Genomic DNA, 3,913 nt, shown 5'->3' on the forward strand with positions numbered 1-3,913 from the left:
GACCGCCTCACGCACCCCCGGGTCGATCTCGTCCAGGACCCTGGAACCGTCGGGAGGGACGACCGCCGAGAGGAACACCACGTGCGCGACCCGCTCCGACAGCTCCGCGAGCACCCGCGGAACGGAGACCCCGGCGAAGGAGTGCGCCACCAGGACGATGTCGCTGAGCCCCGAGTCGACGGCATCCGCGACGATCGCCGCCGCGCAGTCGTCCAGGGTCACCGAGCGCAGGTCGACATGGGCGCGGGCTCCCCGCCCGGGGAGGTCCACCGCCACTGCCGGCCCGTTCAGGTGCGGGATCAGCCGATCCCAGCTGGTCGCACCCATCCCCGCACCGTGCACAAGAAGAAACGACATCAGGACCCCGATCGAAGCATCGAACCAACTTCAGTTTTGACGACCCTAGGGCCGCCGCGGTGTGATGTCAACCACTCACCGTCGTGGCTATCGCGCGCGTGCCGCTCATGCCGAACTTACCGGCGGGTAACCTCTCCGCCATGACGAACAACACCCCTGGCGACAGTCCGGACACCTCCCTGCACCGCCTCTGGCAGAAGGCGACCCGGCTGCCCTTCGGCTCGCGCCTGTTCAGCGCGGCCGTGAGCCTCAAGGCCCCCTACTTCCGCACCGTCCTCCCGCACGTGGTGGACGTGCGGCCCGGACGCTGCGAGGTGCGCGGCCCGGGCTGGTGGGGCAACCGCAACCACATCGGCACCTTCCACGTGATCGCCGCCCTCAACCTGGCCGAGATGGCGATGGGCGTGCTCGCCGAGGCCACCGTGCCGGCCACCCACCGGTGGATCCCCGTGGGCATGAACGTGCGCTACCCGGCCATGTCGACCGGCGGCCTGACCGTCACCGCCGAGTGGACCGAGATCCCCGACTTCTCGGCCATCACCAGCGGGCAGGACATCGACGTCCCGTTGCGCTTCGTCGACGACGCCGGCGTCGAACCGGTGGTCGGCTCCATCACCATCCGGGTCTCCCCCAAGACCAAGCGCTGACGGTCGCGGGCGCGTCAGTCGCGGGTCCGGGCGTCGAAGGCCTTGACGGCGATCGGGGCGATGATCACCGTCAGCCCCACGATCCACAACAGTGACGCGAGGACCGGGTGCTGCAACGGCAGCGCGGCATCCGGTCCGACGGCGGGGGCGTTGCCCCAGAGCTCACGCATCGCCTGGACGACCGAGGCCAGCGGGTTCCACTCGGCGACCGGCCGCAGCCACGACGGCATCGACTCCGGGGGCGCGAAGGTGTTGGCGAGGAACGTGATGGGGAAGATCGTGGTGAACATGACACCGTTGACCGCCTCGATGGTCTTGAGCCGGGAGCCCACGACGATCCCGATCCAGATCATGACGAACCCGAAGCCCAGCAGGATGAGGTAGCCCAGCACGGCGTCGACGATCCCGCTCCGGATCCGCCACCCCACGACGAGCCCCGTCAGCGACATCACCACCACTCCGATGGAGGAGTGGATGAGGCTGGACGCGCTACGCGCGATGAGGATCGACGCGCGCTGGATGGGCAGGGTCCGGAAGCGGTCGATGATCCCCTTGTTGAGGTCGTTGCACAGTCCCGCGGCCACGACGAACGAGGAGAACGCCATGGTCTGCGCCATGATGCCCGGCAGCAGCCACTCGCGGTAGTTCACGCCGCCGGCCACCGCGATCGCGCCGCCGAACACGAAGGCGAACAACAGGACGAACATCACCGGCTGGATGGTGACGTCCGCCAGGTTCTCCGGCTGGCGCCGGATGTGGAAGAGGTTGCGGCGCACCAGCGCGGAGATCTGCCGGCTCAGCGGCGGCCCCTCGTGACGGACCGGCATCGCGAACCGCTCGTGGGTGGCCGAGGTGTGGGTGGGGTCGGCGACGGTGCTCATACCCGGTTCTCCTGTTCGATGGTCTCGACGTCCGCGGCGTCCGCGGTGTCCTCGGCCCTGCGTCCGGTGAGGGACAGGAAGACGTCGTCCAGACTGGGGCGCTGCAGGCCGATGTCGTCGAGTTCGATCCCGGCGTCGGTGAACGCGGTGGCGATCCCCGCCAGCGCCGAGACGCCCTCCGACGGCGCGGTGAGCCGACGCGCGTCGCGGTCGACGTGCAGTTCCCCGATCCGGCCGTCGAGGACGCGGACGGCCTCGTCGACGTCGTCCGGCCTCGAGACGGTGATGACCAGGCTGGCCGCACCGGAGCGGTCCTTGAGCTGCAACGGGGTGCCCTCGGCGATGACGCTGCCGTGATCGATGACGATCACCCGGTCGGCCAGCTGATCGGCCTCGTCGAGGTACTGCGTGGTGAGCAACAGTGTGGTTCCGTCGCGGACCAGGTCGCGCAGGACGTCCCAGAGTTCGTTGCGCGAGCGGGGGTCGAGCCCGGTGGTCGGCTCGTCCAGGAACAGCACGGGCGGGGCCGCGACGAGGCTGGCCGCCAGATCGAGCCGGCGCCGCATGCCCCCGGAGTAGCTCTTGGCGACCTTGGTCGCGGCGTCGCTGAGCGAGAACTTCTCCAGTAGCTCGTCGGCGCGCGTCTTGACCATCTTCTTGGGCAGGCCGTACAGGTCCCCGATGAGGCGCAGGTTCTCGCGCCCGGTGAGCAGCTCGTCGACGGTGGCCGCCTGCGCGGTCAGGCCCATGGCCTTGCGCACCTCGGCCGGGGCACCCATCACGTCGTGCCCGGCGACGCGGGCGGTGCCGGAGGTGGGCGGGCTCAGGGTCGTCATCATGCGGATGGTGGTGGTCTTGCCGGACCCGTTGGGCCCCAGCAGTCCGAGGACCGATCCGGTGGGGACGGAGAAGGAGATGTCATCGACGGCGGTGAAGTCGCCGAATTTCTTGACGAGGTGTTCCGCCTCGATCGCCGGGGCGTCGGACGCCAGTCTGGTACTCACTCGCCAAAGAGTGCCGCGCCGGGAAACGGTAGTCAATACGCAGGTCCGCCAATGAGGACCGATCGCGTCCTATGGCTTCCTGGTCACCGTGTGGAACGCCACGACCGGGGCAACGTATCGTGGGGAGGTTGCCGCGCGACGTCTCGCGTCCCGCGGCGAACCGTCTCTCGAACAAAGGATGACCGGTACCCATGAGCCCCATGTCGACCATCCCGCCGACGATCGCCCGTTCGTGGCTGCTCCTGCCTGCCGACAAGTCCGAGCGCTTCGACGCGGCCGTGAACTCCGAGATGGACGTCGTGGTCCTGGACGTCGAGGACGGGTGCCGCCAGTCGGAGAAGGAACGCGCGCGCCGCGAGGTCCGCCAGTGGCTCGAGGCCGGCAACCACGCCTGGGTCCGGATCAACGACGTCCGCTCCCCCGAGTGGGAGAAGGACCTCATGGCCCTGGGCCACTGCCCCGGCCTCGACGGCGTGATGCTGGCCAAGACCGAGAACCCGGAGCACGTCTCGCTGACGGCCGCCCGGTTGGCCGCGGACACACCGATCGTCGCGCTGGTGGAGTCCGCCGACGGTCTGGCCGCCGCCACGGAGATCGCCAAGACCGACCAGGTGGTGCGCCTGGCGTTCGGCATCGGTGACTACCGCCGTGACACCGGCATCGGTTCCTCGCAGATCGCCATGGCCTACACCCGCTCGCAGTTCGTGGTGTCCAGTCGGGTCGCGCGAGTGGCCCCGCCGATCGACGGGCCCACCATCTCCAACGACACCCAGGTCCTCATGGACGCCGCCGAGCACGCGGTCGAGATGGGCATGACCGGCAAGCTGTGCCTGCGGGTGGACCAGGCCCCGTACATCAACGAGGTCCTGTCCCCCTCGGCCGCCGACGTCTCGTGGGCCGAGTCAGTGATCGACGAGCTGGGGCCCGGCGGCGAGCGGTGCCGCGACGGCGCGGACCTTCCGCGGCTGGCCCGCGCGCAGAAGATCGCGCACCTCGCGCAGGCCTACGCCGTCGCGCGCTGACC

At 69.6% G+C, this 3,913-nt stretch carries 5 protein-coding genes; 2 read left to right on the forward strand and 3 right to left on the reverse strand.

The window, feature by feature from the left end:
• A partial coding sequence (locus G6017_RS16705) for an alpha/beta fold hydrolase (RefSeq protein WP_241731381.1) occupies positions 1–327 on the reverse strand: 327 nt, incomplete at its 3' end.
• A gap of 170 nt (positions 328–497) precedes the next feature.
• Here G6017_RS16705 and G6017_RS05130 point away from each other — a divergent pair.
• The gene (locus G6017_RS05130; protein WP_182616239.1) at positions 498–1,004 is read left to right on the forward strand and encodes a hotdog fold domain-containing protein; all 507 of its coding nucleotides are present in this window, start codon (positions 498–500) and stop codon (positions 1,002–1,004) included.
• A 14-nt stretch (positions 1,005–1,018) separates the two neighbouring features.
• On the opposite strand, the gene G6017_RS05135 is transcribed toward G6017_RS05130, so the two are convergent.
• Positions 1,019–1,885 (reverse strand): ABC transporter permease, encoded by an 867-nt coding sequence (locus G6017_RS05135; RefSeq protein WP_179525889.1) that lies wholly within the window; start codon positions 1,883–1,885, stop codon positions 1,019–1,021.
• Entirely contained in the window at positions 1,882–2,889 is a 1,008-nt protein-coding gene (locus G6017_RS05140) for an efflux ABC transporter ATPase subunit, DrrA-related (RefSeq protein WP_179525890.1), read from the reverse strand. Before G6017_RS05140 ends, G6017_RS05135 begins: the two co-directional genes overlap by 4 nt.
• A gap of 200 nt (positions 2,890–3,089) precedes the next feature.
• Between G6017_RS05140 and G6017_RS05145 the strand changes: the two genes are divergently transcribed.
• Entirely contained in the window at positions 3,090–3,911 is an 822-nt protein-coding gene (locus tag G6017_RS05145) for an HpcH/HpaI aldolase/citrate lyase family protein (protein ID WP_179526319.1), read from the forward strand.
• The last annotated feature ends 2 nt before the right edge of the window (positions 3,912–3,913 follow it).

It is taken from the genome of Dietzia sp. B44, assembly GCF_014145245.1.
GTDB lineage: Bacteria > Actinomycetota > Actinomycetes > Mycobacteriales > Mycobacteriaceae > Dietzia > Dietzia natronolimnaea.